Source organism: Limoniibacter endophyticus, from assembly GCF_014652835.1.
Taxonomy (GTDB): domain Bacteria; phylum Pseudomonadota; class Alphaproteobacteria; order Rhizobiales; family Rhizobiaceae; genus Limoniibacter; species Limoniibacter endophyticus.
In genome coordinates this window covers 1-23,620 of the sequence record NZ_BMZO01000004.1, presented here as the reverse complement: position 1 = coordinate 23,620, position 23,620 = coordinate 1, and the positions used below count along the sequence as shown (strand labels likewise).

General features: G+C 56.9%; 23 protein-coding genes. 13 read left to right on the top strand and 10 right to left on the bottom strand.

Going from position 1 to position 23,620, the window contains the following annotated elements:
* Nucleotides 1–64: 64 nt before the first annotated feature.
* Nucleotides 65–1,246 (bottom strand): hypothetical protein, encoded by a 1,182-nt coding sequence (locus tag IE151_RS06585; protein WP_189489124.1) that lies wholly within the window; start codon nucleotides 1,244–1,246, stop codon nucleotides 65–67.
* A gap of 231 nt (nucleotides 1,247–1,477) precedes the next feature.
* On the opposite strand from IE151_RS06585, the gene parC reads away from it, so the two are divergent.
* From parC to IE151_RS06570, 3 genes are all read left to right on the top strand, one after another.
* On the top strand, nucleotides 1,478–3,760 hold the full coding sequence (gene parC / locus IE151_RS06580; RefSeq protein WP_189489123.1) for a DNA topoisomerase IV subunit A: 2,283 nt from the start codon (nucleotides 1,478–1,480) through the stop codon (nucleotides 3,758–3,760).
* A 176-nt stretch (nucleotides 3,761–3,936) separates the two neighbouring features.
* A complete protein-coding gene (locus IE151_RS06575; protein ID WP_189489122.1) occupies nucleotides 3,937–4,473 on the top strand; it encodes a putative adhesin in 537 nt (178 codons plus the stop codon).
* A 113-nt stretch (nucleotides 4,474–4,586) separates the two neighbouring features.
* Nucleotides 4,587–4,745 carry an entericidin domain-containing protein gene (locus tag IE151_RS06570; RefSeq protein ID WP_382344681.1) on the top strand — a complete coding sequence of 53 codons (159 nt, stop codon included), beginning with the start codon at nucleotides 4,587–4,589 and terminating at the stop codon, nucleotides 4,743–4,745.
* A gap of 107 nt (nucleotides 4,746–4,852) precedes the next feature.
* On the opposite strand, the gene IE151_RS06565 is transcribed toward IE151_RS06570, so the two are convergent.
* The 3 genes from IE151_RS06565 to hemB form a co-directional block, all read right to left on the bottom strand.
* Nucleotides 4,853–5,602 (bottom strand): arginyltransferase, encoded by a 750-nt coding sequence (locus IE151_RS06565; RefSeq protein ID WP_189489120.1) that lies wholly within the window; start codon nucleotides 5,600–5,602, stop codon nucleotides 4,853–4,855.
* A 111-nt stretch (nucleotides 5,603–5,713) separates the two neighbouring features.
* Nucleotides 5,714–6,196, bottom strand: a complete 483-nt coding sequence (locus tag IE151_RS06560; protein WP_189489119.1) for an RDD family protein — start codon at nucleotides 6,194–6,196, stop codon at nucleotides 5,714–5,716.
* 102 nt (nucleotides 6,197–6,298) lie between these two features.
* A complete protein-coding gene (gene hemB, locus IE151_RS06555; RefSeq protein WP_189489118.1) occupies nucleotides 6,299–7,324 on the bottom strand; it encodes a porphobilinogen synthase in 1,026 nt (341 codons plus the stop codon).
* A 228-nt stretch (nucleotides 7,325–7,552) separates the two neighbouring features.
* Between hemB and IE151_RS06550 the strand changes: the two genes are divergently transcribed.
* Both IE151_RS06550 and IE151_RS06545 read left to right on the top strand, forming a co-directional pair.
* Nucleotides 7,553–8,593 (top strand): enoyl-CoA hydratase/isomerase family protein, encoded by a 1,041-nt coding sequence (locus tag IE151_RS06550; protein ID WP_189489116.1) that lies wholly within the window; start codon nucleotides 7,553–7,555, stop codon nucleotides 8,591–8,593.
* 47 nt (nucleotides 8,594–8,640) lie between these two features.
* The gene (locus IE151_RS06545) at nucleotides 8,641–9,018 is read left to right on the top strand and encodes a DUF6163 family protein (RefSeq protein ID WP_189489468.1); all 378 of its coding nucleotides are present in this window, start codon (nucleotides 8,641–8,643) and stop codon (nucleotides 9,016–9,018) included.
* Nucleotides 9,019–9,057: 39 nt separating this feature from the next.
* Here IE151_RS06545 and phnE (IE151_RS06540) read toward each other — a convergent pair whose 3' ends face one another.
* From phnE (IE151_RS06540) to IE151_RS06515, 6 genes are all read right to left on the bottom strand, one after another.
* Complete coding sequence (gene phnE / locus IE151_RS06540) at nucleotides 9,058–9,876, bottom strand: phosphonate ABC transporter, permease protein PhnE (protein WP_189489114.1); 819 nt, start codon at nucleotides 9,874–9,876, stop codon at nucleotides 9,058–9,060.
* Between the two features lies 1 nt (nucleotide 9,877).
* A complete protein-coding gene (gene phnE / locus IE151_RS06535; RefSeq protein ID WP_210310868.1) occupies nucleotides 9,878–10,687 on the bottom strand; it encodes a phosphonate ABC transporter, permease protein PhnE in 810 nt (269 codons plus the stop codon).
* On the bottom strand, nucleotides 10,687–11,520 hold the full coding sequence (phnC, locus tag IE151_RS06530) for a phosphonate ABC transporter ATP-binding protein (RefSeq protein WP_189489112.1): 834 nt from the start codon (nucleotides 11,518–11,520) through the stop codon (nucleotides 10,687–10,689). The genes phnE (IE151_RS06535) and phnC overlap by 1 nt, the downstream gene beginning before the upstream one ends.
* 82 nt (nucleotides 11,521–11,602) lie before the next feature.
* Complete coding sequence (gene phnD, locus IE151_RS06525) at nucleotides 11,603–12,556, bottom strand: phosphate/phosphite/phosphonate ABC transporter substrate-binding protein (RefSeq protein WP_189489110.1); 954 nt, start codon at nucleotides 12,554–12,556, stop codon at nucleotides 11,603–11,605.
* 189 nt (nucleotides 12,557–12,745) lie between these two features.
* A complete protein-coding gene (locus IE151_RS06520) occupies nucleotides 12,746–14,308 on the bottom strand; it encodes a TerC family protein (RefSeq protein WP_189489108.1) in 1,563 nt (520 codons plus the stop codon).
* 381 nt (nucleotides 14,309–14,689) lie between these two features.
* On the bottom strand, nucleotides 14,690–16,150 hold the full coding sequence (locus IE151_RS06515) for an alkaline phosphatase (protein ID WP_189489106.1): 1,461 nt from the start codon (nucleotides 16,148–16,150) through the stop codon (nucleotides 14,690–14,692).
* Between the two features lie 270 nt (nucleotides 16,151–16,420).
* On the opposite strand from IE151_RS06515, the gene ldtR reads away from it, so the two are divergent.
* From ldtR to nusB, 8 genes are all read left to right on the top strand, one after another.
* Nucleotides 16,421–16,936: a transcriptional regulator LdtR gene (gene ldtR, locus IE151_RS06510; RefSeq protein WP_189489104.1), complete on the top strand. Its 516-nt coding sequence runs from the start codon at nucleotides 16,421–16,423 to the stop codon at nucleotides 16,934–16,936.
* 344 nt (nucleotides 16,937–17,280) lie between these two features.
* Entirely contained in the window at nucleotides 17,281–18,540 is a 1,260-nt protein-coding gene (locus IE151_RS06505; protein ID WP_189489102.1) for a L,D-transpeptidase family protein, read from the top strand.
* Nucleotides 18,541–18,820: 280 nt separating this feature from the next.
* The gene (gene glyA / locus IE151_RS06500; RefSeq protein WP_189489100.1) at nucleotides 18,821–20,131 is read left to right on the top strand and encodes a serine hydroxymethyltransferase; all 1,311 of its coding nucleotides are present in this window, start codon (nucleotides 18,821–18,823) and stop codon (nucleotides 20,129–20,131) included.
* Nucleotides 20,131–20,595 carry a transcriptional regulator NrdR gene (gene nrdR, locus IE151_RS06495; protein ID WP_189489098.1) on the top strand — a complete coding sequence of 155 codons (465 nt, stop codon included), beginning with the start codon at nucleotides 20,131–20,133 and terminating at the stop codon, nucleotides 20,593–20,595. Before glyA ends, nrdR begins: the two co-directional genes overlap by 1 nt.
* Nucleotides 20,596–20,673: 78 nt before the next feature.
* Complete coding sequence (ribD, locus tag IE151_RS06490; RefSeq protein WP_189489096.1) at nucleotides 20,674–21,786, top strand: bifunctional diaminohydroxyphosphoribosylaminopyrimidine deaminase/5-amino-6-(5-phosphoribosylamino)uracil reductase RibD; 1,113 nt, start codon at nucleotides 20,674–20,676, stop codon at nucleotides 21,784–21,786.
* Nucleotides 21,786–22,397, top strand: coding sequence for a riboflavin synthase (locus IE151_RS06485; RefSeq protein ID WP_189489094.1), 612 nt, complete (start codon nucleotides 21,786–21,788; stop codon nucleotides 22,395–22,397). The genes ribD and IE151_RS06485 overlap by 1 nt, the downstream gene beginning before the upstream one ends.
* A 64-nt stretch (nucleotides 22,398–22,461) precedes the next feature.
* On the top strand, nucleotides 22,462–22,917 hold the full coding sequence (ribH, locus tag IE151_RS06480) for a 6,7-dimethyl-8-ribityllumazine synthase (RefSeq protein WP_189489092.1): 456 nt from the start codon (nucleotides 22,462–22,464) through the stop codon (nucleotides 22,915–22,917).
* A 2-nt stretch (nucleotides 22,918–22,919) separates the two neighbouring features.
* Nucleotides 22,920–23,423: a transcription antitermination factor NusB gene (gene nusB / locus IE151_RS06475; RefSeq protein WP_189489090.1), complete on the top strand. Its 504-nt coding sequence runs from the start codon at nucleotides 22,920–22,922 to the stop codon at nucleotides 23,421–23,423.
* Nucleotides 23,424–23,620 lie beyond the last annotated feature (197 nt).

Sequence of the window (23,620 nt, the reverse complement as noted above, 5' to 3'; positions counted from 1 at the left end):
TCACTTTCTGAAACCGATGAATCTGTAGATGAAAACGGGGCCTCAAAGCCCCGTTTTTTCTATGTTAATCGTTTGCTTTTATCGTCAGGTTGAGTGTCGTGGGAATGATCTGAGGCGTCTGGCTCAGGGTCATTAACTGGGCAACCGGCAATGGCTCGTTCGGCTGTGCCGAGATCGTCAGCGTTTTGGGGTCCCGAAGGAATTTCACGGCCTCGGCAGAAACTGTCTGCGTGAATTGCGGGTTCTGGAAATAGCCTAAAAATGCGGGCAACAGGAACTGCGCCTGACCGATCAGCCCTTCCTTCGTAGTCCCCTGCTGCTGGGCGAGATAGTCAAGCACCTTGTCCATAAGGGAGTTGTCTTCGAGACGGATCGTCAGCTTGTCGAAGGTCATCTGCTGCATCAGTCCAAGCATGGCCAGTTGCATGGCTTCCGGGTTCTGCTCGGATTTTTCTGCATTCGCGCTCAGTTCCTGCATTGCCTGGAGAACGTCAACGGTGAGTCCGCCAAAATCGCCCACGAGATTGATCGAGGCCGCGTCATTAAGCGTAAATTTGCCTTCCGAAAGTGTGCTTGCGCCGTCGGTCGGATTCCAGCTGCTCTTGAACGTTGCGTTGCCGCCGAAAGTCTCGTAACCGAGCGCATGAACGACTTGCAGCGTCTTGTCGGACCCAGCCGGAGGCAACTCGACGGAGAACTCACCGATCGAACCTTCGCTGGTGATTACTTTCCCTGGCGCAAGTGGGGAGGAAACGGCTTTGATATCGTTCGCGACGAAAGTGCCAGCGCCGTTAACGGCGATACGATCAATGTTGATCGATTCGTAATAGAACATGTCTTCAAAAAAATCGCCGCTCTTGGCGTTTGCTGGCAGCGATACGTTTTCCAGAACGGCTGAGGTCAGTTCGAATGTGGAACCGTCCTTCTCCTGCTTCACTTCCGGCAGCGTGATCCTATCGATGAAATGGCCGCCGCCCTCGCGTTCGCTTACGCCATCCAGCGTCAACTCCCCGATCTCCCAGGCACCTTCTACGTCTGCCAGCGAGGCTTTCGCGCCACTGAAGATGATATTCTCTCCATCTTCGCGCACATCTGTATAGTCGAAGGTGATACCCTGAGAAACCATGGCGGCTTTCATGTCAGCACCAATGATAGCTGCATCCAGCGCCATTGCTCCCGTCGAAAATGCAGAGAAGAACAATGTGCTGGAGGCGAGGGCGAAAGCGCGGTTGCGCAACGGTGACATGGAGAACCTTTCTACCAGAACAAATTTTGAACTTTCTACGCGAAGTCTCGCAGCTTGCCTAGTAACTCGACTTAGCGTTGCATCTCTTAATGTAATATAGGGTTATAATGGTTGCATTTCCATGATGGACATGCCGATGATATCTCAAGCGGCTGATTAACTGTGAATGTCTTGACGGGCCGGAAGGTTGCAGACTTGCCGCGACTCCCAGGGTCGTTTAACCCTTGATCCATGGGAAAAGCATTGCCACCGGACGGTTCCGGCTCCGACTCGATCGAACCTGTTGATCTGAAGGCGGCGCTCGAAGAGCGTTATCTCGCTTATGCGCTGTCGACGATCATGCATCGTGCGCTTCCCGATGTGCGTGACGGCATGAAGCCGGTACATCGTCGTATCATCCATGCCATGCGTCTCCTGCGTCTCAATCCCGATCAGGGCTTTGCAAAATGCGCCCGTATCGTGGGTGAGGTGATGGGTAAGTTCCATCCTCACGGCGACCAGTCGATCTACGACGCGCTGGTGCGTCTCGCGCAGGACTTTTCCGTTCGCTACCCGCTGGTCGACGGGCAGGGCAATTTCGGCAATATCGACGGCGATAACGCCGCTGCCATGCGTTATACCGAAGCACGTATGACCGAGGTGAGTGCGGCGCTTCTCGAAGGCATCACCGAGAATGCGGTCGATTTCCGCCCGACCTATAATGAGGAAGACGAGGAGCCGAGCGTTCTTCCCGGCGCGTTCCCGAATCTTCTTGCCAACGGCTCCTCCGGTATTGCGGTCGGCATGGCGACGTCCGTGCCACCGCACAATGTTGCCGAACTTTGCAAGGCGGCGCTGCACCTTGTGGATAATCCGCAGGCGCCCGTCGAGGAGTTGCTGACCCAGGTTCCTGCAGAAGACCCTGATGAAAACATGGTGCGAGGTCCGGATTTCCCGACCGGCGGCATCATTGTCGATAATTGGTCCACCATTGTAGAGGCCTATAAGACGGGGCGTGGCTCTTTCCGCGTTCGTGCAAAGTGGATGACTGAGGATCAGGGGCGCGGTACCTGGACCATTATCATCAACCAGATTCCCTATGGCGTGCAGAAGTCGCGCCTGATCGAGAAGATCGCAGAGCTGCTGATTGCCCGCAAGCTGCCGCTGCTGGATGACATTCGTGACGAGAGCGCAGAGGACATCCGCATCGTGCTGGTGCCGAAGAGCCGCTCTGTCGATCCGGCATTGATGATGGAATCGCTTTTCAAGCTTACTGACCTTGAGAGTCGGTTCCCGCTCAACCTCAACGTTCTTTCGCGCGGCAAGGTGCCCAAAGTTCTGTCGCTGAAGGAAGCGCTTTGGGAATGGTTGGAACATCGCAAGGAAGTGCTTGTTCGCCGTTCCAATCATCGCCTTGCCGAAATCGAGCGTCGCCTCGAGGTTCTCGCAGGCTATCTGATCGCCTATCTCAATATTGACGAGGTCATCCGCATTATCCGTGAGGATGATGAGCCGAAAAAGGTGATGATGGCGCGTTGGGATCTCACCGATCTCCAGGCCGAATCCATACTTAACATGCGTCTGCGTGCTTTGCGCAAGCTCGAAGAAATCGAGATTCGCAAGGAACATGAGGAGCTTACCGAAGAAAAGCGTCAGATCGAGGCGCTTCTGGCGTCCGAATCCAGGCAGTGGAAGTCGATCAAGTGGGAAATCGAGAAACTGCGCGACAAGTTCAGCGCCCACACCGAGCTTGGCACACGTCGTACTCATTTCGCCGACGCACCGGAGCACGATCTGACCGATATCCATCACGCCATGATCGAAAAGGAGCCTATCACCGTTGTCATTTCTGAAAAGGGCTGGGTGAGAGCGCTCAAGGGCCACTATGCCGATCTTCCTTCTCTTTCGTTCAAGGAGGGAGATAGTCTCAAGACCGCGTTTCCGGCGCAGACAACCGACAAGATTCTTGTCTTTACCACTGGCGGCAAGTTCTTCACCATTGGCGCAGACCGGCTTCCCGGTGGGCGCGGCCATGGCGAGCCGATCCGCATCATGGTGGACATGGAGAACGACCAGGACATCGTTTCGGCTTTCGTCCACGATCCCGAGCGCAAATTGCTGCTTGCCTCGCACATCGGCAATGGCTTCATCGTTCCGGAAGCGGAGGTCGTGGCCAATACCCGCAAGGGCAAGCAGGTGATGAACGTCAAGTCACCGGATGAGGCGAAGTTCTGCCGCTTCATCAAGGGAGATCATGTGGCCATGGTTGGGGAAAACCGCAAGCTTCTGGTCTTCAAGCTGGCGGAAATACCAGAGATGACCCGCGGCAAGGGGGTGCGTCTGCAGCGCTACAAGGATGGTGGAACGCTTGATATCAAGACCTTCACCATGACGGAAGGCCTCACGTGGCAAGACTCAGCCGATCGCAAGTTCCAACGCACTCAGGAAGAACTGATGGAGTGGATCTCGGTTCGCGCAACAGCTGGTCGCATGGCGCCGAAAGGTTTCCCGCGTTCCGGTAAGTTTGGAACCTGAATTGCCAGTATCCCCGAATTTTACTGAAATTGTTACATAAGTCTTCAGCGAGACAAACTATAACGCATTTCGATTTTAGTTTGTCTACGAGCGAAATTTATCTTCCAGACTACTGACGCACGTCAGAACGCCTGCGGGGAAAAGTGCTCAAAGACCCGTCTGATGGGGCTTGTTTCATGAAAGCATTTACTCAGGGTGGTGTAAGAATTCAGACACACTCGAAGGGAGCGAGAAGGGCTGTGCTCATCTGCCACGGCGGGACCTTCGACCGAGCGATGCCGAGCATCCATGTGCCTGTGGGGACAGACGTCCTGTTTCGAGCCAAGATAGGCCAGTCCTGCTATGCCGGCCCCGTGACAGAGCGGGTAATCGTGAACGAGGAGTGGATAATACAACCCTCACAAAACAAGCACAGCCCGCTTTCGAGAATCCATAAGAAGATTAGCGCTGTGATGAAAAAACCCAAGAAAACCCATGAGCTTGGGAATATACCCTTACACCAAACCGCCTATATTTCTGACTATGTTCCCTCGGGCGGCATTATGAGGAATTACTTGCTCCAGCCTTATCCTACCGTAACGGAGCCAAGCGACTTTACCGATGTCATTATGGTGACCGGGGAAACAGACATGGGTAATGTGTTCGCGGCGCAAGCGGGCGGTGGGTTCCAGTGGAACGAGATTTATTGCCTTTTCTGCCGGGTTTACATATGACGGTGCGTCGAAGGAGCAAGCCCCTCCAAACAAATCACGCCACTATGAACCTTTTTTACGCCCATGCGTTCCCTCACCGGAATCATCAGATTTTACCAAGGTGAGGGATGAATATGACGAAAAAAATCTATGCGACATTTGGCGCTGTTCTCATCGCGGCTGCGATGCTGTCAGGCTGCGGCAATACGATCCGCGGGGCTGGTCAGGATATAGCAGGTACGGTGGAAGGCACGCAGGCAGCTGGTCGTTCGGTAGAACGCGCTTCCCGCTAGACAAAGAGCAAGCGGCTTTTCAAAAAACGCGCCATTGCAGGATGGCGCGTTTTTTCATTTAGCAGTATCGCGGCAAACCCCGTCAGGCGACGGGCCGAGGCTGATGCTCACCCATCCTCGAATTTCTTCCAACCTTGGGGTTCCAGATGTTCCTGCGGTTGAAAGCGTGTTTTGTAGGCCATTTTCTTTGAACCGCTCACCCAATATCCCAGGTAGATATGGGGCAGACCTGCCGTGCGTGCGCGCTGGATATGGTCGAGGATCATGAATGAGCCAAGCGAGCGGTCCCTCATCTCGGGATCGAAGAAGGAATAAACCATCGAAAGGCCGTCGCTCATTATGTCCGTCAGCGCGACGGCGATGAGTTCGCCTTGCCCTTTGCCATTGATCATCGTGTCTGGACCACGCCGCCGATATTCGATCAGCTTCGTGTCCACGTGGCTGTCTTCCACCATCATGGCAAAATCCAACGCCGTCATGTCCGACATTCCGCCTTGCTGGTGGCGCGCGTCCAGATAGCTGCGGAAGAGGGAGTATTGCTCGCTGGTGGGTTGTGCATCCACCATATTGCCGACCAGATCGGCGTTGCGCTTCATCACCCGGCGCAGGGTGCGCGTCGGTTCGAATTCGTGCGCCAGGATGCGAACGGAAATGCAGGCGCGGCAGGTCTCGCAGGCTGGCCTGTACGCAATGTTCTGCGAACGACGGAACCCCCCCTGCGTCAGCAGATCGTTGAGTTCGGGCGCGCGCTCCCCCACCATATGCGTGAAGACCTTGCGTTCCATTTGCCCCGGCAAATAAGGGCAAGGAGAGGGGGCTGTCAGAAAGAACTGCGGTGTCTGCTTTGGATGTTCCATGCACCTGACCCGGAACGACGCTCTAGTCTCAAGCTTCGCGCTTTAGCGTAAAAAATCAATGGCAGTTCCTGCATGGCAGATGAAAATCTCATGCAGGAACAAAAGCAGGCGCTAAATGCGTGGTTCCGTGGCGCGAACGACGACAGTGCGCAGCAGCAGATCGTGCAACGTCTGCTTGCGCCGCGTGAACAGAGCAATCAGCAAGACCAGCGGTGTCAGGAGTGCATTGCCCGCCCAGAATAGAACCGAGTGGGCGATGGCGAGTGCACCATCGATGCGGCCGCCCTCGATCCGCTCCAGACGGATGTCCATCATGCGCATCCCGATCGTCGCCTGATGAGGGCTGCTGACCGTCCACCAGACATAGGGAATGGCAACGAGCGGAAACAGGATGCCGTAGAGCACCCAGCCCAGACTGAGTGTTAGTATGCCCAGTACGAAGATGACAATCGCCGCTGGAATGCAGAGCAGAAAGACGATGCAGAGATCCACCAGAAAGGCCATGATGCGGCGCGTCAGTACGCCACGATAGGTTCTTGGATCATCCAGTGTAGAGCGGATGACGTCGCCATTGAGAACCGTGCCGTTTGCCATTCAAGTCTCCGAATTATTGTCCGCGGATGTTTTGTCCACCCAGGAAGATGGGTTGATTCAAGCCAAAATCAAGCCCCGCTCCCTATCTGCACTGCGGCTGGATCAACGGCCGCTCAGAATTTCAGCAACCCTTGGGGCAAAGTAGGTTAGGATGCCGTCGCAGCCTGCGCGCTTGAAGGCGAGGAGGCTTTCCATCATCGCCCGCTCCTCGTCGATCCATCCGTTCGCGCCGGCGGCCTTGATCATCGAATACTCGCCGGATACCTGATAGGCATAGGTTGGAATGCCAAATGCATCCTTGATACGGCGGATCACGTCGAGATAAGGCATCCCGGGCTTGACCATGAGCATGTCCGCGCCTTCCTCAAGGTCCTGCGCGGCCTCGCGTACCGCTTCCTCGGAATTGGCCGGATCGACATAGTAAGTCTTCTTGTCGCCCTTCAGCAGGCCTGCCGTGCCGATTGCCTCGCGGTACGGGCCATAGAAAGCCGAAGAGAATTTTGCCGCATAGGACATGATTGCCACGTCCTGGAACCCATGCGCATCGAGCGCCTCGCGGATCGCGCCTACACGACCGTCCATCATGTCGGAGGGGGCGATTATATCGGCCCCGGCTTCTGCCTGAGCGAGTGCGCCACTGACGATGCGCGCAACGGACAAGTCGTTGACGATAAGTCCGTTTTCCAGAATTCCGTCATGGCCATGGCTGGTAAAGGGATCGAGCGCTGCATCGGTGATGATGCCGATATTGGGCACTTCCTTCTTGATCTGCCGAGTGAAGCGATTGACCACATTGTCAGGATTGGAAATCTGCGATCCTGTATCGTCGCGCATGGAATGCTCGATGTTGGGGAACGGAGCGATCGCCGTGATACCGAGGCGGGCCGCGTTCTCCGCGTCCCGCAATGCTATATCCACCGTTACGCGCTCCACGCCGGGCATGGCGGGAATTTGTTCGCGACGGTTCTCGCCGTCGATCAGGAAGATAGGCCAGATCAGGTCGTTCAGCGTCAGCACGTTCTCCTGCACCATGCGCCGCGACCAGTCCGCCTTGCGCATGCGTCGCAGGCGCCGTCCGCTGGTGATTTCGTCGATCGTCCGGAAAGATGGCTCGCTTTTTGCTGGCATGAATGCGTGTCCGCTGTGTTCTTATTGGGGTTGACGTTGTGTCGCCTGCCGTCCCTTAGCATGGCTTCACGGCATATCCCAACTATTCAAACGTGCTGCATTGACGCAGCCGGACTGCCTTCGTAAGCACGGTGGCAGGAGTATTTTTTCGAGCAACGCTGTCCTGGCGAAAGTGGAGGCCGTTTCCCGTTCGGGATTGCGTCAGAAGGAAGTTGGTGAGGAGACCGCATGACCAATACGGAAGAAACGCCCGATGTCGTTTGTGAACGGAAGGGCCGCGCCGGCCTGATAACGCTGACCCGCCCCAAGGCGCTGAATGCGCTTAATCATGCGATGATCGCTGTGATGACGGAGGCGCTCGTCGAATGGCGCAATGATCCGGCCGTGGAGCTGATCGTGGTGCGCGGGGAAGGACGCGCCTTTTGCGCCGGCGGAGATATCGTTGCCGTCTATCATGGCGGCAGGCAGGGCAACCCTCCCGTTGACTTCTTCCGCGACGAATATCGTCTCAACACGCTGATAGCAAACTACCCCAAGCCTTATGTCGCGTTAATCGACGGGATCGTCATGGGTGGTGGCGTAGGCATTTCCTGCCACGGCTCGCATCGTGTGATGACGGAAAAGACGATGTTTGCCATGCCCGAAACTGGCATCGGCTTTTTTCCCGATGTCGGAGGCAGTCATTTTCTCTCTAGGCTGACCCGGAATTTCGGCATCTATCTTGCGCTCACAGGCGGTCGTATCAAGCAAGGCGATGCATTGTGGGCGGGACTCGCGACACATGCCGTTTCTTCCGAGCGGCTCGAGATGCTGACTGAACGCCTCTGTCGCGACGGCAGACCGGATGAGGCTTTGGCAGATATTACTCAGCATCCTGCTCCCGAGAGCGATGAAGAGAGGCTTGCACTGATCGAGCGCGCTTTCGCCAAGCTCGGTGTGCGGGAAATTCTTGCGAGCCTGGAGGCCGAAAACAGCGAGATGGCACAGGAAATTCTGACAATGCTGCGGTCGCGTTCGCCGACCAGCCTCGAAGTCGCTTTGCGTCAGGTCAAGGAGGGCGACGGCAAGTCAATGGAAGAGTGCATGATCATGGAATATCGTATCGCTGCGCAGATGCTGAAGGGCAATGATTTCTATGAGGGCGTGCGCGCTTTGCTGGTTGATAAGGATAATGCCCCGAACTGGAAACCGGCTTCACTGGAGGAGGTCCAGCCGGTAGACATTGATGCCTATTTCAAGGCGCCAGCAGATGGAGATCTGACCTTTTGAGCATTCCGGCCCCGCGCATCCCGCTACCGACTGCAAACGAAACAGCAATGACCTGGTTGATGCGTACCGGGGCTGCGCTTTGTCTCATGTTCGGCATCTTCTACTGGATACGCCTTGTTGGCATTCATCCGGGACCCCAGTGGCGTTTCGACTTGATGCCTGCCTATTGGCAGATCACGGCGGCATCACTTGCTGTTCTGTTTCCTTTGGCCGGCGTGGGCTTATGGATGCTTGCTGCCTGGGGACCGGTCATCTGGTTCATTTGCGCCGCCATCGAGACGATCATGTATCTCGGTTTCCCGGCCTATTTCGGTGAGCGTATGCTGCCGCTCTTCATCCATCTGATAATCGCGATGCTCTATATCATATTGCGGGTGCTGATCTGGCGCGAGGAAAGCGCCAGATCACTGACGAACAGGCTTTGATTTCACCCTCGCCACCTGACGGGAGACAATCTCTGCCGCTTACGTGATTGCTTTGCGCACCACGGCCGATATCCATTCGGAAACGATAACGGTGCCAAGAATGACGATGCAAATCGTGCTCACCTGCGGCCAGGCAAGGACATTCAGTGACGATTCCAGTGCCAGGCCCAGGCCGCCGGCGCCAACCAGGCCCAGAATGGCAGATTCACGGATGTTGATATCCCAGCGAAACACCGTGATGCCGAGCAGTGATGGCAGGATTTGTGGCACGATGGCGTAATCCATGATCTGAAGAGGGCTCGCGCCTGTCGCCGACACGGCCTCGACCTGCTTTTCGTCGATTTCCTCGATAGCTTCGTAAAGCAATTTGCCGATGAACCCGATGGAGCGCAGCGCAATGGCAATAATGCCGGCCAGCATCCCGGGGCCCAGAATCGAAACCAGCAACAAAGCCCAAATCAGGGAGTTGATCGACCGCGATGCCACGATAATGAACAGCGCCACTGGTCTCAAGATATAGGAATTTGGCGTCGTGTTACGTGCCGCCAGGAATGCGATCGGAACAGCAATGAGCGCACCGCCCAGTGTGCCAAGAGAGGCCATGTTGAGCGTGTCCCATAATGGCCTGATCAGGAGCGCGACATAGCTCCAGTTCGGCGGGAAGGCACGGGAAATTATATCGCCGCCCTGTCTTGGCGCATCCTGAACGAAGACCCAGATCGTGTCCTTGGTCATTATTTGCCAACAGAAGACGAAAAAGGCGACGATGAAGAGCCAAAAGGCGAAGTTGGCAAATTCTCGTTTCGGTGTGCGATGACGCCAGACCGGTTCGCCCACGGAGTTTGTTGAAACCGGCATATTACTTGATCCTTTTACGGATGAGACCGGACGCATATTCGGCACCCATGACGATGAGGATGATGACGATCAGGATCGCGCCCGCGCTGTCATATTCGTAGCGATCGATCGCCGTGTTCAGCGTCGCGCCGATACCGCCGGCGCCAACGATACCGATGACGGCGGATTCGCGGAAGTTTATATCGAACCTATAGAGTGACAGGCCGATGAGACGCGGCATTACCTGCGGTTGTACGGCATAATTCACAAGTTGCATCCATGAAGCGCCGGTAGCGCGGACGGCTTCCGCCTGAGCCTCGTCGATTTCCTCGATGTCTTCGGCGAGAAGCTTGGCGATGAACCCGATAGTAGCGAAGGCGAGCGTGATGAAGCCGGCGAACGGTCCGAAACCAAACATTGCCACCAGCAATATTGCGATAATGATTTCCTGAAAAGCGCGCGACAGCGCTATGATCGAACGACATGCGAAATAGATCGGGGCGGGGGCGAGATTGCGCGCAGCGCCTATACCGATCGGGATTGATATGAGTATGCCGACGACGGTGGCGCAAAAGGTCATCGTCAGGCTTTCCTGCAAGCCCTGCAGAATGTCTTTCCAGCGGGACGTGAAATCGGGAACGAGAAACCCTTGCACGAAGCGACCGCCGCGTTCTAGTCCTTCATAGGCGCGCTGCCAGTTGATCTCTACCGTGGATCCGGCGGCAATCAGATAGACGAGCAGGCCCCCATAGACGAGATAACGGGTAAGACTACTCTGGATGAATAGCGGTGGTCTGCGCCAGCTGGTGGGATAGGGTGTAGTCATGCTCATCAGACGACGCGCTCCAGCTTTTCGTCATCATGATGCAGCACAGCCGCATCTTCTTCGCGCGCATCGTCGGCCGCCTGCTTCTGCATGGCTGCCCAGTCCTCTTCGCCGTAGATGCGCGTAAGTGCTTCATGGTCGAGCGCCTGCGGAGGGCCGTCAAAGACGACTTCCCCGGCGCGAAGTCCGATGATGCGTTCGACAAAGGCCCGCGCAAGCAGAACGTCATGAATGTTTATGATCGCTGGCAGATTGCGTTCGCGGCAGATTTCCACGATCAGGCGCATGATCTGCCGCGATGTCTTGGGGTCAAGCGATGCGGTCGGCTCGTCGATCAGAAGCAGTTCGGGATTTTGTCCGAGTGCGCGTGCAATGCCGACCCGCTGGCGTTGTCCGCCGGAAAGCGCGTCGGCACGCTTGTCCGCATGCGCCATCAGCCCGACACGATCTAGCAGGGCGAAGGCGTTAGAGACATATTCCGGCGGATATTGCCGGAACAGGCTGCGCCAGAAGGAGACGTAGCCGAGGCGGCCGGAAAGTACATTTTCCATCACCGTTAGACGCTCGACCAGCGCGTATTCCTGAAAGATCATGCCTATACGACGGCGCGCCTGGCGTAACTCGCCGCGCGAAAGCCCCGTCACATCGAGATCATTGAGAAGAATCTTGCCGCCGTCGGGTTCGACCAGTCGGTTGATGCAACGAATAAGGCTGGATTTTCCGGCGCCAGATGGGCCAATCAGCCCGACTACCTGTCCAGCCTTCACCTCGAATGTAACGTCCTTGAGCGCTTTGTCGCCTGTCCGGTAAGTCTTGATTAGTCCCGAAATGCGCAGCATTCCATTCCCCTTCTCGTCTCAATGAAGATTGCAGGCGATACACGCGGCGCCGCCTGCAATCAGTTCAATATGCTGGAACGGCTTATTGGCAGGCGTAGGAAACGCCCGTTGCCTCGTCGATCTGGCGGATGACGGCCCAGTTTTCCTTGAAGGTGATCGGGATGAAGGCTTCCTGCGGCGGTTCGGAAGTCTTGAACTCTTCGAGCAGCTTGGAGCCTTCCCAGTTGAAGGTGAAGAAGGCGTCCTTGATCTTTTCCTGAAGCTCAGGAGCCAGATTGTGGGCAACGCCGTAGCCGGTGGTAGGGAAGGTCTGCGACTTGTAGATCGATACCAACTGGTCCTTCTTCACGACATCGCGTGCGACCATGCGATTCAGAACGGAGTTCGCGACGGCTGCTGCCGGATAATCCTTGTTGGCAACGCCAAGGATGGAATTGTCGTGCTTACCGGAGAAAACCGGCGTGAAGTCGGTGTTGGCAACGAGATTATATTCCGATTCCAGAATGGCCGAAGGGGCCTTGAAACCCGAATTGGAAGTCTCAGAGGTGAAAGCGAGCTGCTTGCCCTTCAGATCTTCGACCTTTTCGATGCCAGAATCCGGGTAGGTGACGATTTCCATTTCATAGCCAAACGCTCCTTCCTTCGATGCCATCATGGCGAAGGGACGGAAGCCCGCACAGGCAACGGCGATCGGGTTGCCGCCCGTGTTGAAGCCTGCAACATGCAGACGGCCGGCGCGCATGGCTTCGATCTGGGCCGCGTTCGACTGAACCGGGAAGAACTGTACCTTCTTGCCGGTTTTTTCGGCCAGATGGTCAAGGAAACCTTGCCACACTTCGGCATAGACTGCCGGGTCTTCAACCGGCGTGTAGGCGAAGACCAGCGTATCAGGATCGACCTGTTGAGAAACATCGGTCGGAATATCTGCCACCAGATCGCCATCGGCGTCGGTGTAACGGCTGTCCAGCTTGAATTCGGCCATTGCCGGCAGCGTGAACGCTACAGAAAGTGCCAGCGCAGCTATGAGTTTTTTCATGGATTTTGCCCCCAGAGTGGATACGTAAAGAACAGGGGGACTTATTTGGCTGGCGCATCACAATTTTATGACAGATTGCAATATATCGCCGGAAGATGCTGAAATCCGGCCGGTAAGCAAGGTAAATTAAATGTCATCCCGCGACCGGGATGAGCATCCCCACCAGTTCATTGATGGGGATGCTTCTCCTTATGCCGAAGCAGCTTGTTTGATACGCACCTTGCCGATATTGCGGCCATCCAGCTCTTCGACCTCGAAGACGAGATTGCCGAACGAGACCATCTCGCCGATCGTTGGGAGATGGCCCAGACGCCAGAGCATGAAGCCCGCCAGGGTGGAGTAGCGGTCGGTATCGTCGACCAGATCCTCGTCCACGAGCTTGGAAATCTGGCGAATATTGATCCAGCCGTCGACGAGCAGCGAACCGTCATCGCCGCGATCGACGGTTAGTTGCTCTTCATCATCATCGGCGAATTCGCCAGCAATGGCCTCGAGAATATCGGTCGGCGTCACAAGACCTTCCATCGAGCCGTGCTCGTCGAGGACGATGGCGACCTGCAAGGGCGATTGGCGCAACTGTTCCAGCAGCCGTAGCGCGCTCACGCTTTCATGGACGACGAGCGGTTGGCGCAATGAACGCTGCACGTCGATTTCGCCCTTTTCCAGGAGATCGCGTAACAGATCCTTCGCAAGTGCCACGCCAAGGAAGTTGTCGAGACCACCGCGGGCGATCGGGAAGCGCGAGTGGCCCATCTCGAGAAGCTTGGTGCGCAATTCGTCCTTGCTGTCATCGAGATCGAGCCAATCAATATCCAGACGTGGAGTCATGATCGAGCGGGCGGGGCGGTCTGCGAGCGTTAGCACGCCCTCGATCATATCGTGTTCGACGGGCGTAAATAGCTCGCCCTCTGCACTTTCAGCGATAAGGTCTGCCGTCTCGCCCAATATATTCGGCTGCTGACTCTTTCGCTTGCCGCCGAGCAGCGAGAGCACCGCATCTGCGGTGCGTTCGCGCAGGTCGCCCGTGGTCACGACGCGTTCCTTGTTGCGGCGCATGACCTGGTTGCAGGCTTCGATCAAAACGGAGAAGCCGATGGCAGCGTAGAGATAACCCTTCGGAATGTGGAAGCCGAGGCCTTCGACGATAAGCGAGAAGCCGATCATCAGGAGGAAGCCAAGACAGAGAATGACCACCGTCGGGTGCTTCGAAACGAAGGCCATGAGTGGCTTTGAGGCCAGGAGCATGACGGCGACGGCGATGATAACGGCGATCATCATGATCGACAGATGTTGCACCATGCCAACGGCGGTAATGACGCTGTCGAGCGAGAACACAGCGTCAAGGACGACGATCTGAATCAGAACCTGCCAAAACACCGCATGCTGCAACGATTTGTTCTCTTGCCCCTGATGGCCTTCGAGGCGCTCATGCAGCTCCATCGTGCCCTTCGCAAGCAGAAAGAGGCCGCCGAAGATGAGAATGAGATCGCGGCCTGAAAAAGCCCAGCCGAACACGGTGAACAGCGGCTGCGTCAGCGTCACGATCCAGGCCACGGAAGCAAGCAGGCCCAGGCGCATGATCAATGCTAGCGAGAGGCCGATCACACGCGCCTTTTCACGCTGATGGGGGGGCAGCTTGTCGGCAAGAATGGCAATGAAAACGAGATTGTCGATACCCAGGACGATTTCGAGAACCACCAGGGTCGCCAGCCCAGCCCAGGCGGCGGGGTCGGACATCCATTCAAAGATCATTGTCGGTCATGAGTCGGTCCCGGCAAGGATCGACTTCCTTTCGATGGTGAAATTGAAAAAAAGCCATGAAAAAAGGCAGCGTCCACGTGCGGAAGCTGCCTTGCGGCTACGGTTTCATACATGAAGATACGCGCTCGGCCCTCATTGGAGGGCGAGCTAGACGAGGGTTCAGAGCTGGTACTACTACTGTCTGGGTCCATGATCTTGTCTATACGAAACCGATGGCGTTTTTAATCCATCGAGGGCCTCTCGCGAAAGAGCCTTTTTCTTTTTTCTTTAATGGATGCGCCAGTGATTTGATTCAGTTGATTAATTTCTGAAACTCGACGAGGGAGAAGGCGCGGTTTTCACCGCGCCCTCGATCTTGAGGGCTGGACGAAATCAGTTTGACGCCTGTTTCTGCAGCGTTTCGTCTTCCTTGATGCCCATGGCATTCATCGATGCGCGGAAGATATCGGTATTGTCGATGTAGAATTGCTGTTCGGCAGGCACCTTGTAGGCCGCAAGACCTGCATCCTGTTTTGCAACGGTTCCGAAGAAAGCAGAACCCTTGCCTTTGGCATAGACCGGAACCAGTTCGCGCGTATGCGTATCGCTGTGCCAGCGAACCAGCGGCAGCGCGCCGGCACCCTGATTGACGATACCGGCATAGGCTTTCTCGTCGGAATTCGGACCCTGCAGCAGGCCGTTGCCGTGATCGGTGGTGACGACGATCATCGTATCGTCGAAGGAGCTGTTTTCCTCAATCCACTCGACGGCCGCTTCAACCGCTTCGTTGAACTCGATCTGCTCTTCGATGATACGTGGCAGGTTGTTGGCGTGCGCCGCCCAGTCCACTGCACCACCTTCGACCATAAGGAAGAAGCCGTCCTCCTCCTTGGAGATGACGTTGAGGGCCCCCCTGGTCATGGTCGCGAGTGTCGGCGAGTTTTCGAGCTTGTCTCCGAAGCCGACGCCGTCGCGGTTGAACTGCGAGGTTGCGCTGTTCTGGAAGGTGCCAAGAACCTTGCCGCTTTCGCCTAGGGCCAGCTTTCCGGCTGCGAGCGCCTCGAAATCGGCGCGTGTCTCGATCAGCTGGTAATCCGTCTGGCCTGCAACCAGCTTGTCCCAGACTTCCTTGCCGCCGACATAGCGATAGGCCTTGTCGTCTTTCGGCTGGACCGGTTTTCCGTTCTGGTCAAATAGAGGGTGGCCGGCGCCCATGATAACCGTGGCAAGCCCGCTCTCGATGATCTCCTTGCCAAGACCCACGTAATCATTGCGGCTGGGGTTGTGGCCGAGGAAGCCGGCAGGGGTAGCATGTGACCATTGAACGGAAGAAACGACACCCAGCGCACGCCCGCTCTCAACGACATATTCGCCCAGATGCTTCAGCTTCTTATCGTCATTGCTCCAGTTGATCGCATTGTTATAGGTCTTTTCACCGGAAGCGAGGGCGGTCGCGGCGGCGGCACTGTCGGTATAGAAGGCGCGGCTGTAATCGTAACCGTTGAAGAAGCCGTCGTACTTTCCGAGGCTGCCCTCGAAAGTGGTATCCACCTTGTCGGCCTTCCAGAGTTCGGCGGGGTTGAACGTGACCTTGTCCTCGTCGGATTTGGTCGGTGTGTTCGACATGTTCAGCGGGTGGGTCGAGGAGAAGAGCTTGACGTCGAAATCGTCATAGACCTCGTGGCCAAGCGCGCCGCGCCGATAGTAGCTGGCTGCGCGCCACGTGTTGATGCCTGCGCCATCGGTGATGAGCAGGATGACATTCTTGGCATTACTGCCTTCCTGCGCGAATGCGGCTCCGGTCAAAGCGGTGCTCAGGGCTAGGCCGGCGAGCAAGGTCTTGGTCAGTGTCATGATCCCTCTCAAAAGTGAACGGTTGAAACCTGACCCAGCCTAGTCTGTGTCCGCGACAGTTTTATTGCGGCTGTAATTGAATAACGTGGTGCCTTCGACAAAGGGAACTGCGGCAGATGGGTGACCAAAAATTAAGGCTGTTTCGAAGCGACGCAGTGTAAGCTCCTGTTAAGCTTGGCGTTTAATTCGAATTTTAGGTGTTGCGTCTAATCTCGGGTCCAAGGTGCCAGATAAAAACATGCACCACGGCGTTAAACACGAGGCAATACGATGATCAACACCAACAAAGCGGTTTCCACCGCGCCCAGGCAGGCAGATGGTCACGAAGCAATTCGCACGCTCTACATGGAATCGCTCCAGCTCGTAGAACGTCTGCATCGCCGCTTGCTCGACGTCGTCAAGGACGAGTTCGACCGGAACGGCCGCTCCGACATCAATGCGATCCAGGCGCTGCTGCTCTTCAATATCGGTAATGCGGAGTTGACGGCAGGTGAACTGCGTTCGCGCGGTTACTATCTCGGCTCCAACGTCTCCTACAATCTCAAGAAGCTGGTGGATCTAGGCTTCATCAATCATCAGCGCTCGCGCATCGATCGTCGCTCGGTGCGTGTCAGCCTGACCGACAAGGGCAATGAGGTTGCGCAGGTCGTTGGCAAGCTCTATGAGCGCCACATTGGTTCGATCGAGCAGGTCGGCGGCATCAATGTCGATGAGTTCACGCAGATGAACCGCGCCCTCCAGCGTCTGGACCGCTTCTGGAACGACACGATCGCCTACCGGATGTAAATCGCAAGATTGCAACGTAAGACGTCGCAACGAATTCACCGGTTGCACATGGGCGAGGGAATGATCGCTGTGCAACCGGCTTTTCGCGTGAGTATTTCTGTGACATTTGTGCGACGGGCCAGTAACGGCTTCTTGCCGGCCCAATTGAGCCATGGTGAAGCCATATTCCCATGAGTAAAGCCTCACATAGCAATTCCAGCAAAAGTGGGAACCGGTTTTGCCTCCGGGATTGCGAAGGAGTGTTTCGCCATCTGTCCGGAACCGCATGGTTTCCGAAATATTAAGATTGGCTGGTTTAGCTAATGGATCATGCTAGTTTGCATGCCAATGAGGACTTACCGACAATGTCGATCAATCGCCGTTTCTTCATCGCCGGGACAGGTGCCGTCGCAGCCACCGCCATCACTGCCGCATCTGCCCATGCGCAGGACGTGTTGCAGAACATCTTGAATTCGCCGCGTCGCGGCAATTGGGATGATCAGTTCGATGCGCGGGGCAGCCAGCAGGTGGCGCGCGTGGCCTCCACGCTGCCGATCATGAGCATGGAAACCATCATGTACACCGAGCAGGCGATAGCCCAGCATAATGATCTGGCGGCGCAGGGTGGGTGGAATCTGGTTCCGGCGACGAAGAAACTGGAGATCGGCGTGTCCGATCCGGACGTCGTTCCGCTGCGCCAGCGCCTCATGATCTCGGGCGATCTGCCGCAGTCGGCCGGTATTTCCCCTGCCTTCGATACTTATGTGGACGCCGCGGTGAAACGCTTTCAGGCCCGTCACGGACTGCCGGAGGATGGCGTCATGGGCGAGTTCAGCTACAAGGCGATGAACATTCCCGTTCAGACGCGCCTCATGCAGCTGCAGCGCAACCTTCAGCGGCTGCGCGAGGAAAGCAACAAGGATTATGGCGGGCGTTATGTTCTGGTGAATATCCCGGCTGCCAATATCGAAGCGGTCGAGGGCCCGCGCGTCGTCTCGCGCCACACTGGCATTGTAGGCAAGATCGATCGCCAGACTCCGATCCTGGATTCCAAGATCAATGAGATCATCATCAATCCCTACTGGCACGCGCCGGTCTCCATCGTGCGCAAGGATATCATCCCGCTGATGCGTAAGGATCCGACCTATCTGGAGCGCTCCAAGATCAAGGTGTTTGGCCCGAACCAGCAGGAAATCGACCCGTCCACCATTGACTGGAATACAGAAGAAGCAGCGCGCTACCTGTTCCGTCAGGAGCCGGGCGACATTAATGCAATGGCCTCCGTCAAGATCAATTTCCCGAACTCGCACGCGGTCTATATGCACGACACGCCACAGCAAAGCCTGTTCTGGAACCTGATGCGCTTCGATTCCTCCGGGTGCGTACGCGTGCAGAATGTGCGCGACCTCGTCACCTGGATCCTGCGCGATACCCCCGGTTGGGAACGTGCCAACATCGAGCGCCAGATGCATTCGGGCGAGAACAAGCCGATCCCGGTCAGCAATCCGGTGCCGGTGCATTTCAAGTATATCTCGGCATGGTCTACCGGCAACGGCGTTACACACTTCCGCGACGACATCTACGCGATGGACGGCGCAGCCGAGTTACAAATCTCGACGCTGTGAAGCAACGTCTGGACTAGAGTTGGATCTTATAAGAAAACCCGCTGGAAACGGCGGGTTTTGTTTGCTGAAGCGGAAACTGAGTGGATGCGGGCCCTCTAGACTTTATCTTCGGATAATTCTTCCTGAGAGAGACGCCAGCGATGCATTTCAAGGTGCAAATCTGTGCGTCGGCATGGCAATCCGGAGCCGGATATGATAATGCGCGCGGATATCGATTAAGGACTGGCCGCATCAAGGCGCGGTTCCAGCCCCAAGCGTGCCATGCGAGGTCCATAAACCCATGTTGAATGCAGCCGACGCCAAGTCTCGTCAGACTTTCTTTGAAACCGCTCTGGAAGAGCGCGATGGCGAGATTTTCTCCGCCATTCGCAAGGAGCTTGGTCGCCAGCGCCACGAGATCGAGCTGATTGCTTCTGAAAATATCGTCTCGCGCGCCGTCATGGAGGCGCAGGGTACGGTGCTTACCAATAAATATGCCGAAGGCTATCCGGGCAAGCGCTATTACGGTGGCTGCGAATATGTCGATATCGTCGAGGAACTGGCCATCGAGCGCGCGAAGAAGCTTTTCGGTGCCGCGTTCGTCAATGTGCAGCCAAATTCCGGCAGCCAGATGAACCAGGCCGTGTTCCTGGCGCTTCTGCAGCCGGGCGACACCTTCATGGGGCTCGATCTCAACTCGGGCGGTCACCTGACGCACGGTTCACCCGTCAACATGTCGGGCAAGTGGTTCAACGTCGTATCCTACGGTGTGCGTGAAGACGATCATCTCCTCGACATGGAAGAGATCGAGCGTCTCGCCAGGGAAAACAAGCCGAAGCTCATTCTGGCTGGCGGTACCGCCTATAGCCGTGTCTGGGACTGGAAGCGCTTCCGCGAGATCGCTGATGAGGTCGGCGCCTATCTCATGGTCGACATGGCGCATATTGCCGGCCTGGTTGCCGGAGGGCAGCACCCGTCGCCAATCCCGCATGCACATGTCGTTACCTCCACGACCCACAAATCGCTGCGTGGTCCGCGCGGCGGTATCATCCTGACCAATGACGAGGCGATCGCCAAGAAGATTAATTCGGCCGTGTTTCCCGGCCTCCAGGGCGGCCCGCTGATGCATGTCATCGCGGCGAAGGCTGTCGCACTCGGAGAGGCTTTGCAGCCGGAATTCAAGACCTATGCGAAAAACGTCGTCGACAATGCCCGCGAGCTTGCCGATACGCTGAAGGCAAGCGGTCTCGATATCGTTTCAGGCGGCACCGATAACCATCTGATGCTGGTGGACCTGCGCCCCAAGAATGCCACGGGCAAGCGTGCGGAAGCTGCACTCGGCCGCGCCAATATCACCTGCAACAAGAACGGCATTCCGTTCGACCCGGAAAAGCCGTTCGTTACGTCCGGCGTTCGCCTCGGCACTCCGGCGGGCACAACGCGCGGTTTCGGCAAGGCTGAGTTCCGCGAGATCGGTAATCTCATTGCCGAGGTGCTGGACGGCCTGAAAACGGCAAACTCCGATGAAGGCAATGCCTCCGTGGAGGCTGCCGTGCAGAAGAAGGTAATCGAACTGACAAGCCGCTTCCCGATGTATGAATATCTCGGCTGATGCGCTGCCCTTATTGTCAGTCCGAAGACAGCCAGGTGAAGGATTCGCGTCCTGCGGAGGACGGCACCTCCATCCGTCGCAGGCGCGTCTGCCCAAGCTGTGGCGGACGTTTCACGACTTTTGAGCGGGTGCAATTGCGTGATCTGACTGTCGTAAAACGCTCGGGACGGAAGGTGCCGTTTGATCGCGACAAACTGCTGCGCTCCATGCAGGTCGCAGTGCGCAAGCGCGATGTGGAGCCGGAACGGCTGGATCGCGCCGTTTCCGGCATCGTTCGCCAGCTTGAAAGCTCGGGCGAGTCGGAAGTTTCTTCGGATGAAATCGGCAAGTTGATAATGGAGGCCTTGAAGGCCATTGATGACGTTGCCTATGTACGCTTCGCTTCCGTTTATCGCAATTTCCGCGAGGCGAAGGATTTCCAGGATGTTCTCGGCGAATTGCGCGGCGAGGATTCCGAGCAGTAATCAGGCAATGCCAGCGAAGTGGATGCCGCTTTCGCGTTTGGAATCGCCGGTCGGAGTGAGTGAAGGACAGAGCAGGGCATGACGAGGGATGCGGACGAACTCGATCGTCGTTTCATGGCCGAGGCCCTTGCTTTCTCCAGGCAGCATGATGGTCTGACCGGTACCAATCCTTCCGTCGGGACGGTCATCGTCAGGGATGATGGTGAGGGGCCGCGCATAATCGGGCGCGGTGTTACTGCTATCGGCGGACGCCCGCACGCGGAAACGCAGGCGCTGGCGGAGGCCGGTGAAGGCGCGCGCGGAGCAACCGCCTATGTGACGCTGGAACCCTGCGCTCATCATGGAAAAACCCCGCCCTGCGCTGAGAAACTCGTAGAGGCAGGCATCGCTCGCGTGGTCGGGGCCGCGCACGACCCGGACCCGCGCGTGTCGGGAAAAGGCTACGCAATCCTGCGCACCGCTGGCGTCGAGGTCACCGAAGGCGTGATGGCCGAGGAAGCGTCTGACCAATTGGCTAGCTATCTGATTCGTTCTATCAAGAAGCGTCCGGAAGTCATTCTGAAACTTGCGCTTTCTGCCGATGGTATGATTGGCAGGTCGGGCGCTGGACAAATTGCCATCACCGGAGATCGGGCACGTCATCAGGTGCATCTTGACCGCGCTCGCTGCGATGGCATTCTGGTGGGCATAGGCACTGCGCTCGCCGATGATCCTGAGCTGACTGTGCGCATCCCCGGCATGGAGAGCCGTTCCCCGACCCGCATCGTTCTGGACAAGGATGGACGTCTGCCACTCACTTCGAAGCTCGTCGGCAGCGTAAAGCGGGCGCCTGTTCTTCTGGCAGTGGGCAATACGCTCCCTGCCGAGAAACGTGCAACCTTCACGGAGGCGGGGGTGGAAATCCTCGGCGCGGAAATCTTCGAAGGCTCTATCGCCTTGCCCGAACTTCTGGAAGATCTCGGCCAGCGCGGCTTCATGCGCGTCATGGTCGAAGGCGGTGCGGCCACTGCCAGGCACTTTCTCGATGAAGGGCTGGTTGACCGCATCATGCTTTATCGCGGTCAGGTCGTTATAGGCGAGGGCGGCGTTGCAGCGCCCGTTCGGGCCGATACGATTCCTGACGGGTTCATCCTTCGCAGGGACCAGACATTGGGTCCTGACAGCTATCTGGAATGGTCGAGAAAAATCTGATGTTTACCGGTATTGTAACCGACATTGGGCGCGTCGAAAGCGTCACGCCGCTGGATCAGGGGGTGCGTTTGCGTGTCGAAACCGCCTATGATCCCGCTACCATCGCCATAGGCGCATCGATTTCGCATGCCGGCGTCTGCCTCACGGTGACGGCGCTTCCTGAAGATGGCTCCAATGCGCGCTGGTTCGAGGTCGAGGCGTGGGAAGAGGCGTTGCGTCTCACCACCGCGTCTACCTGGCAAAAGGGCACACGCCTCAATCTGGAGCGCGCCTTGAAGATCGGCGATGAACTGGGTGGTCACATTGTCTCCGGCCATGTCGATGGCCAGGCGCAGATCATCGAACGCAAGGAAGAGGGCGAAGCCGTGCGCTTCCGGTTGCGTGCGCCCGTTGAATTCGCCCGTTTCATCGCGCCGAAAGGTTCGGTCGCGCTGGATGGTACATCGCTTACCGTGAACGAGGTGGATGGCGAAATTTTCGACGTGCTTTTGATCCATCATTCGCTGCAAGTCACCACCTGGGGCGAACGCCAGGCCGGCGACCAGGTCAATCTGGAAATCGATACAATGGCGCGTTACGCGGCACGTCTGGCGGAATTTCCGCGCGGGTAGCCATCAATCGCTTGCGATAAGGCGAGATTGTGCGTAATTGAGCGCTTCTTTCCCGGAGAAAATAATGCCTGAGACGACCAAGCCCCACTTTCTGATCGTGGAAGCCCGCTTCTATGACGATCTCGCCGATGCCCTTCTCGAAGGCGCGACTGCCGCACTCGACGAGGCGGGCGCGACTTATGAGGTCGTGACGGTGATGGGCGCGCTCGAAATTCCGGCAGCGATCTCCTTTGCGCTCGATGGTGCGGCAAATCGCGAGAAGGCTTTCGACGGCTATGTAGCTCTCGGCTGCGTTATTCGTGGCGAGACCTATCATTTCGATATTGTTGCCAACGAAAGCGCGCGGGCTCTGATGGATCTGTCCGTCAATGAAGCGCTGGTGATCGGCAACGGCATCATCACTACTGAAAACGACGCGCAGGCATGGGCGCGTGCCAGGAAATCCGAAGGCGACAAAGGCGGCTTTGCTGCGCGTGCGGCCCTGACGATGCTTGCCCTGCGCGACAAGTTGGGAGCCTGAACATGTCCGATCAGAACAACGGCGTTCCTAACCCTGAAATCCGCCCCGCCAACAAGCGCGGGACTGCGCGTCTGGCCGCGGTTCAGGCGCTCTACCAGATGGATATTGGCGGTGCCGGCCTGTTGGAAACGGCTGCTGAATACGAAGCTTTCCGTCTGGGCAAGGAGATCGACGGTTTCACCTATCGGGAGGCCGATCCGCAGTGGTTTCGCGCGATTCTTTCGGGGGTGGTCGAAAACCAGAAGTCCATTGATCCCGTCATTCACACTTCGCTGACGGATGATTGGCCGCTGTCGCGACTGGATTCCACCTTGCGCGCCATCTTGCGTGCGGGAACTTATGAGTTGACGAAGCGACAGGACGTACCAGTCGCCGTAATCGTCTCGGAATATGTCGATATTGCCAAGGCTTTCTACACGGAGGACGAGCCCAAGCTGGTCAATGCCGTGCTCGATCGCGTCGCGCGTCGTGTGCGCGAAGACAAGAAGGGACCAGCGAAGCGCTAGGTTTCGTGGTGCTCCCTGTAAATCCGAACCCGGTTTGCGACCGGGTTTTTCTTTGGCAAAACCGTGGATGGATTTCTCGCCCTTGCCGGAGCGGGCGAAAATATTTCGCAATAGTTTCAATGGAAAAGGCGGAAGATCCTGCCTTCATCCCGTCGTTCATGCGCCGATTTATCCCACACCCCGCAGCCTGGCTTATT

What these genes read in the sequence shown, in the direction of transcription:
- glyA (WP_189489100.1), top strand. Translation starts at nt 18,821, where the DNA reads ATGTTGAATGCAGCCGACGCCAAGTCTCGTCAGACTTTCTTTGAAACC.
- parC (WP_189489123.1), top strand. Translation starts at nt 1,478, where the DNA reads ATGGGAAAAGCATTGCCACCGGACGGTTCCGGCTCCGACTCGATCGAA.
- IE151_RS06520 (WP_189489108.1), bottom strand. Translation starts at nt 14,308, where the DNA reads ATGATCTTTGAATGGATGTCCGACCCCGCCGCCTGGGCTGGGCTGGCG.
- nrdR (WP_189489098.1), top strand. Translation starts at nt 20,131, where the DNA reads ATGCGCTGCCCTTATTGTCAGTCCGAAGACAGCCAGGTGAAGGATTCG.
- IE151_RS06505 (WP_189489102.1), top strand. Translation starts at nt 17,281, where the DNA reads ATGTCGATCAATCGCCGTTTCTTCATCGCCGGGACAGGTGCCGTCGCA.
- IE151_RS06570 (WP_382344681.1), top strand. Translation starts at nt 4,587, where the DNA reads ATGACGAAAAAAATCTATGCGACATTTGGCGCTGTTCTCATCGCGGCT.
- phnE (WP_210310868.1), bottom strand. Translation starts at nt 10,687, where the DNA reads ATGAGCATGACTACACCCTATCCCACCAGCTGGCGCAGACCACCGCTA.
- ribD (WP_189489096.1), top strand. Translation starts at nt 20,674, where the DNA reads ATGACGAGGGATGCGGACGAACTCGATCGTCGTTTCATGGCCGAGGCC.
- IE151_RS06550 (WP_189489116.1), top strand. Translation starts at nt 7,553, where the DNA reads ATGACCAATACGGAAGAAACGCCCGATGTCGTTTGTGAACGGAAGGGC.
- phnD (WP_189489110.1), bottom strand. Translation starts at nt 12,556, where the DNA reads ATGAAAAAACTCATAGCTGCGCTGGCACTTTCTGTAGCGTTCACGCTG.
- phnC (WP_189489112.1), bottom strand. Translation starts at nt 11,520, where the DNA reads ATGCTGCGCATTTCGGGACTAATCAAGACTTACCGGACAGGCGACAAA.
- IE151_RS06515 (WP_189489106.1), bottom strand. Translation starts at nt 16,150, where the DNA reads ATGACACTGACCAAGACCTTGCTCGCCGGCCTAGCCCTGAGCACCGCT.
- IE151_RS06565 (WP_189489120.1), bottom strand. Translation starts at nt 5,602, where the DNA reads ATGGAACATCCAAAGCAGACACCGCAGTTCTTTCTGACAGCCCCCTCT.
- phnE (WP_189489114.1), bottom strand. Translation starts at nt 9,876, where the DNA reads ATGCCGGTTTCAACAAACTCCGTGGGCGAACCGGTCTGGCGTCATCGC.
- IE151_RS06560 (WP_189489119.1), bottom strand. Translation starts at nt 6,196, where the DNA reads ATGGCAAACGGCACGGTTCTCAATGGCGACGTCATCCGCTCTACACTG.
- IE151_RS06575 (WP_189489122.1), top strand. Translation starts at nt 3,937, where the DNA reads ATGAAAGCATTTACTCAGGGTGGTGTAAGAATTCAGACACACTCGAAG.
- nusB (WP_189489090.1), top strand. Translation starts at nt 22,920, where the DNA reads ATGTCCGATCAGAACAACGGCGTTCCTAACCCTGAAATCCGCCCCGCC.
- ribH (WP_189489092.1), top strand. Translation starts at nt 22,462, where the DNA reads ATGCCTGAGACGACCAAGCCCCACTTTCTGATCGTGGAAGCCCGCTTC.
- ldtR (WP_189489104.1), top strand. Translation starts at nt 16,421, where the DNA reads ATGATCAACACCAACAAAGCGGTTTCCACCGCGCCCAGGCAGGCAGAT.
- IE151_RS06485 (WP_189489094.1), top strand. Translation starts at nt 21,786, where the DNA reads ATGTTTACCGGTATTGTAACCGACATTGGGCGCGTCGAAAGCGTCACG.
- hemB (WP_189489118.1), bottom strand. Translation starts at nt 7,324, where the DNA reads ATGCCAGCAAAAAGCGAGCCATCTTTCCGGACGATCGACGAAATCACC.
- IE151_RS06585 (WP_189489124.1), bottom strand. Translation starts at nt 1,246, where the DNA reads ATGTCACCGTTGCGCAACCGCGCTTTCGCCCTCGCCTCCAGCACATTG.
- IE151_RS06545 (WP_189489468.1), top strand. Translation starts at nt 8,641, where the DNA reads ATGACCTGGTTGATGCGTACCGGGGCTGCGCTTTGTCTCATGTTCGGC.